The 3,566-nt window shown below is 50.2% G+C and carries 4 protein-coding genes; all 4 read left to right on the forward strand.

The features are described from left to right. Nucleotides 1–576 (forward strand): cell envelope integrity protein TolA (tolA, locus tag TU92_RS22140; protein ID WP_112169557.1); only part of this gene is annotated, 576 nt, incomplete at its 5' end. A 129-nt stretch (nucleotides 577–705) separates the two neighbouring features. Further along, nucleotides 706–1,998, forward strand: a complete 1,293-nt coding sequence (gene tolB / locus TU92_RS22145; RefSeq protein ID WP_112169559.1) for a Tol-Pal system beta propeller repeat protein TolB — start codon at nucleotides 706–708, stop codon at nucleotides 1,996–1,998. 47 nt (nucleotides 1,999–2,045) lie between these two features. After that, nucleotides 2,046–2,555 (forward strand): peptidoglycan-associated lipoprotein Pal, encoded by a 510-nt coding sequence (gene pal, locus TU92_RS22150; protein ID WP_056771674.1) that lies wholly within the window; start codon nucleotides 2,046–2,048, stop codon nucleotides 2,553–2,555. 9 nt (nucleotides 2,556–2,564) lie between these two features. Beyond that, a complete protein-coding gene (cpoB, locus tag TU92_RS22155; RefSeq protein ID WP_112169561.1) occupies nucleotides 2,565–3,362 on the forward strand; it encodes a cell division protein CpoB in 798 nt (265 codons plus the stop codon). Nucleotides 3,363–3,566: the final 204 nt, after the last annotated feature.

A 3,566-nucleotide genomic window follows, 5' to 3' on the forward strand; every position in this document is an offset into this window, starting at 1 on the left:
GCTGCTGCCGAAGCGAAAGCACAGGCCGCTGCAGATGCTAAAGCTCAGGCTGATGCCGATGCCAAAGCCGCTGCGGATGCTAAAGCGGCTGCGGCAGCAGAGAAGAAAGCTGAGGCAGCCGCCGCCGCGAAGAAGGCTGCTGCTGATAAGAAAGCGGCCGCAGCTGCGGCGGCAAAAGCCGCTGCGGATGCCGATAATTTATTCGATGGTCTTGCTGATTCGAAGAACGCGCCTAAAGGTTCAACGGGCGGCGGCGGGGCATCGGCTCCGGCAGGGAAGGGAGCCAGTAAGAAAAGCGGTGCTTCCGGGGCTGAGATTGACGGGTATCTTGGTCAGGTTACAGCGGCTATTCAAAGTAAATTCTACGACAGTGGTTTATATGCGGGGAGGACCTGTGATCTTCGTATCAAGTTGGCTCCCGATGGTATGCTGATTAGTGTCACACCTGAAGGTGGAGATCCTGCACTCTGTCAGGCTGCAGTTACCGCAGCTAAGCAAGCGCGGATCCCTAAGCCACCGAGTCAGGAAGTGTATGAAGTCTTTAAAAATGCACCAATGAGATTTAAACCACAGTAAAAGATGAAAATAATAACTTTTCAGATTTTTACGATAGATTGCAGTGTGTAATTCTAGTTTTGTATGCGTTGGTTTGTTAAAATTCTGCTAAATTATCGTGGGCAGATACGTCCAGATAAGGGAGATACAATGAAGCAGGCATTTCGAGTAGCGTTCGGCCTTTTAATGATGTGGGCATCTGTAGCACATGCAGAAGTTCGTATTGAAATTACCCAAGGGGTAGATACCGCCCGTCCGATTGGCGTTGTGCCATTTAAATGGGCAGGTCCTGGTACTCCACCTGAAGATGTCGGTGGCATCGTTGCTGCTGACTTACGTAATAGCGGCAAGTTTAATCCTATTGATGCATCCCGTATGCCTCAGCAGCCGGCCACCGCAGCAGAAGTCACTCCTGCCGCCTGGACAGCTCTGGGTATCGATGCTGTGGTTATCGGTCAGGTTCAGCCTGCAGCCGATGGCAGCTACGTGGTATCTTACCAACTGGTCGATACCTCTGGCGCGCCGGGCACCGTACTGGCACAAAACCAGTATAAAGTGACCAAGCAATGGCTGCGTTATTCCGCCCATACCGCCAGTGATGAAGTGTTCGAAAAACTCACTGGTGTGAAAGGTGCATTCCGTACCCGTATCGCTTACATCGTGCAGACCAACGGCGGCAAGTTCCCGTATGAACTGCGCGTAGCGGATTACGATGGTTACAATCAGTTTGTCGTTCACCGCTCACCAGAGCCGCTGATGTCTCCGGCCTGGTCTCCAGACGGTAGCAAACTGGCGTACGTGACATTTGAAAGTGGCCGTTCTGCGCTGGTTGTACAGACGTTGGCAAACAGCAGCGTTCGACAGATTGCTTCTTTCCCACGCCACAATGGTGCACCTGCATTCTCACCTGATGGCAGCAAACTGGCTTTCGCACTGTCTAAAGACGGTAGCCTGAACCTGTATGTGATGAACCTTGGCTCTGGCCAAATCAGCCAGGTGACTAACGGTCGCAGCAATAATACTGAACCTACCTGGTTCCCGGACAGCCAGAACCTGGCCTTCACATCGGATCAGGGTGGGCGTCCACAAGTTTATAAAGTGAATATTAATGGCGGTGCGCCTCAGCGTCTGACCTGGGAAGGCTCTCAAAATCAGGACTCTGACGTAAGTGCAGATGGCAAATTCCTGGTAATGGTGAGCAGCGCCAGCGGTACACAGCACATCGCTAAACAAGATCTGGCAACGGGAGCCGTTCAAACATTGACGGACACGTTCCTGGATGAAACGCCTAGCCTCGCTCCTAATGGCACCATGGTTATTTACAGCTCTTCACAGGGTCTGGGTTCCGTGTTGCAGTTGGTATCGACTGATGGACGTTTCAAAGCGCGTCTTCCGGCAACTGATGGACAGGTCAAATTTCCTGCCTGGTCGCCGTATCTGTGATGCATATACAACTATGTATGGCAAAAAATTATAAAAGGATCGAATAGATGCAACTGAACAAAGTTCTGAAAGGGCTGATGCTGGCATTGCCTGTACTGGCAGTCGCTGCTTGTAGTTCACACAAGAACGCAGATAACGACCAATCAGGTATGGGTCTGAACACTGGCGCTGGCACTGAAAACGCAAACATGTCTTCAGAAGAGCAAGCTCGTCTGCAGATGCAAGAATTGCAGAAAAACAACATCGTTTACTTCGGCTTAGACAAATACGATGTGTCTTCTGAATTCGCTCAGATGCTGGATGCACACGCAGCTTTCCTGCGCAGCAACCCGTCTTACAAAGTGACCGTAGAAGGCCATGCTGACGAACGTGGTACTCCAGAGTACAACATCGCCTTGGGCGAACGTCGTGCTACTGCTGTTAAAATGTACCTGCAAGGCAAAGGCGTTTCTGCTGACCAAATCTCTATCGTTTCTTACGGTAAAGAAAAACCAGCTGTACTGGGCCATGACGAAGCGGCTTACGCTAAAAACCGTCGTGCCGTACTGGTATACTAAGAGAGTCGCATGAGCAGTAACTTCAGAACTCACCTGTTGAGTCTGTCGTTACTGGTTGGCGTAGCGGTCCCATGGGCCGCTACTGCCCAAGCGCCAATCAGTAATGTCGGCTCAGGCTCGATTGAAGATCGGGTCACCTCTCTGGAGCGTATTTCTAACGCTCATAGCCAGCTATTAACTCAACTCCAGCAGCAACTTTCTGATTCCCAACGTGATGCAGATACTCTTCGTGGTCAAATCCAGGAGAATCAGTATCAGTTGAACCAAATCGTTGAACGTCAGAAGCAAATGTATCAGCAAATGGACAGCCTGAGTCAGGGGTCTGCCGGAGCCGCCAGTACAGGCGCTGCCGCAGCCACTGGTGATGCCTCTGGTTCTGCTAACGCAGCAGCAGCGCCTGATGCCGGTGCAGCTCAGGCACCTGCAAGTACGGGTGATGTGAACAGCGACTACAATGCGGCTGTTTCACTGGCGCTGGAAAAGAAACAGTATGATGAGGCCATTGCGGCTTTTCAGAGTTTCGTCAAAAAATATCCTGATTCAACCTACCTGCCTAATGCGAATTACTGGCTAGGTCAGTTGTATTACAACAAGGGTAAGAAAGATGACGCTGCGTATTATTTTGCAGTCGTGGTTAAAAACTACCCTAAGTCTCCAAAAAGTTCTGACGCGATGTACAAGGTTGGGGTGATCATGCAGGAGAAAGGTCAGGCTGATAAAGCCAAAGCCGTCTTTACGCAGGTCGTAAAACAGTACCCAAATACCGATGCGGCAAAACAAGCTCAAAAACGTTTATCTGCAAAGTAAAACTTTATTCAGGTCCGGAAAATGTACATATCGTGCATTTTCTGGGCTTGAGTGTGTGAAGAACCAGCAGTCAGGCATCTTTATGAAAATTAAAGTTGCACTGAAAAGTTAAATAAGTAATATATGCCGCCGTTGCCCAGACAACTCCAAACGGCTCAAGCTGTTAGAGAATCAGGCGATTTGCAGCAGGTTTAGATGGGCCGT

The sequence above is a fragment of the Rahnella inusitata genome, assembly GCF_003263515.1.
Classification (GTDB): Bacteria; Pseudomonadota; Gammaproteobacteria; order Enterobacterales; family Enterobacteriaceae; genus Rahnella; species Rahnella inusitata.